At 56.5% G+C, this 1,581-nt stretch carries 3 protein-coding genes; 2 read left to right on the top strand and 1 reads right to left on the bottom strand.

Features of this window, described 5'->3' with window-relative positions:
- Together ACGF5C_RS34425 and ACGF5C_RS34430 are read left to right on the top strand one after the other, a co-directional pair.
- Positions 1 to 440, top strand: a 440-nt coding sequence (locus tag ACGF5C_RS34425) for a hypothetical protein (RefSeq protein ID WP_393308546.1), incomplete at its 5' end; no start/stop codon positions are given.
- A 4-nt stretch (positions 441 to 444) separates the two neighbouring features.
- Positions 445 to 771, top strand: coding sequence for a hypothetical protein (locus ACGF5C_RS34430; protein ID WP_393308548.1), 327 nt, complete (start codon positions 445 to 447; stop codon positions 769 to 771).
- A gap of 194 nt (positions 772 to 965) precedes the next feature.
- On the opposite strand, the gene ACGF5C_RS34435 is transcribed toward ACGF5C_RS34430, so the two are convergent.
- Positions 966 to 1,581: multiprotein-bridging factor 1 family protein (locus ACGF5C_RS34435; protein WP_393308550.1), on the bottom strand; the 616-nt coding region annotated here is incomplete at its 5' end.

Raw genomic sequence — 1,581 nt, forward strand, 5'->3', positions numbered from 1 at the left:
GAACTGGAGCGAAGCTCGGAATAGATCGATTGTCTGACAAGGGTCTGGCCGAACGACCGACCCTTGGCAAAACATGCCTATTGCGGGCGTGGCAACGACTCGGTCATAAGCCATTAAGCCACAAGGTCAATAACCTCAGCCTGGTACCGTTGGCTCTTCGGATTCAAGTATTGCGGATCGTCATGCACGGCGAAGCCATGCTGCGAGCCCTCGATCTCCACGAGCTCCACCGGCGCACTGAATTTTGTGATGGCCTCGCGGTGCCCTCGATCGCTGGGATCACCGATATCGGCGGCGACTGCAAAGCTATCGAAATCGCCTTCGATAACGAGGCCCGTTTCCTCGCCACCGACAAAGACGAACTCCTCGCCTGGGAGCGAGCCGACCACCACGGCTGGAGCGTCGGTCTCTCTCTTCGACCAGCGCAACGGGGCGCATGACGAAGTGGACCGCTCACCTCATGAACTTGCTGGCAAGCGCCGTACCTTCAACGCTATTCACTTCAAGATGACCCACCGTCTCTCGTGGTCTCAGCTCCCGGCGCGCTACGGCAGCCAGGCAGTTCTGCGTCAGAACTTCACGTCATACCAGAGGTCTGGCCTGTTCGTGCGGTTGCGCGATGCGCTGAAGGACAATCCAGATGGCGCGGATCTCGTGAGATGGCTGGGTAAGGTGATTCCCGATCGACCCGCCAGGCGAGGTACTGCCAGTGGCACGAACTCCGATCAGGATTCTTCTGACGGGAATCCGGAAAACCGGACAGTGGCATGACGCGCACTGGATATCTTTTGAATTCCTATAAATAAAGAAAACTGCATCGGCTATCGGTCGAAACCCTACGCATATCCTGTAATGGTGATCACCCTAATGCCATAGCGAATCGCGATGTTTCGGTCAATGATCCAAGCGCAGAACGTAGCAGCGCTATTGGTCACGACTTAACTTCAGAATTATCAAAGAGTTGGCTACTGAGGTGACTTGTCCCAGTCTAGGCTCGGCTTTCGCGATGGATGATGTAACCCGTCTCGCAGCTCGATCGCCTTGTCAATTGTGTCCTCCACTAACGAATTAAATTCACTTGGCATAAGCAATTCAGTGAGGCGTTTTGCTTCTTTGCTATCTGCACCTACTATTAGGGCTTCGAGATCGCCTGCAATGTAGCGGCCATCCTCGCCGAGGAAGTCAATCAGCCTCCCAAGCCAAACGCGCATTCGGTTTCCGACCCAGCGGATGCGGTGATCGCGGGTCTCAGTCATCTCGAAGGTGCTCAACCCGAACGCCATCGCTATCACGTCCGCTTCGTCAAGGCGGATTGCGCGCGGTCGGTCGACGTCTCGCAGTTCGATCTTCGCGATAGCCGAGGGGTGAAGGTGCAAGCCCAGCGCTGCGACGCGTTCAGCGAGGTCGGCTTGGGTCCAACCGCGCGCCTCCCTCTCCTGGCGGACGCGCCGGCCGAACGTATCCTCTACACCGCTGCTTCCCATGAAAGGAAACGCTATCACCTTCTGGAGGTTGCACGTCCCGGCACAATGGTGTAATTCTTGGGAAGCAAGCTCTTCAACCTCGGGAAGGAAGTTGATC

This window comes from Micromonospora sp. NPDC047620, assembly GCF_043205005.1.
GTDB lineage: Bacteria > Actinomycetota > Actinomycetes > Mycobacteriales > Micromonosporaceae > Micromonospora.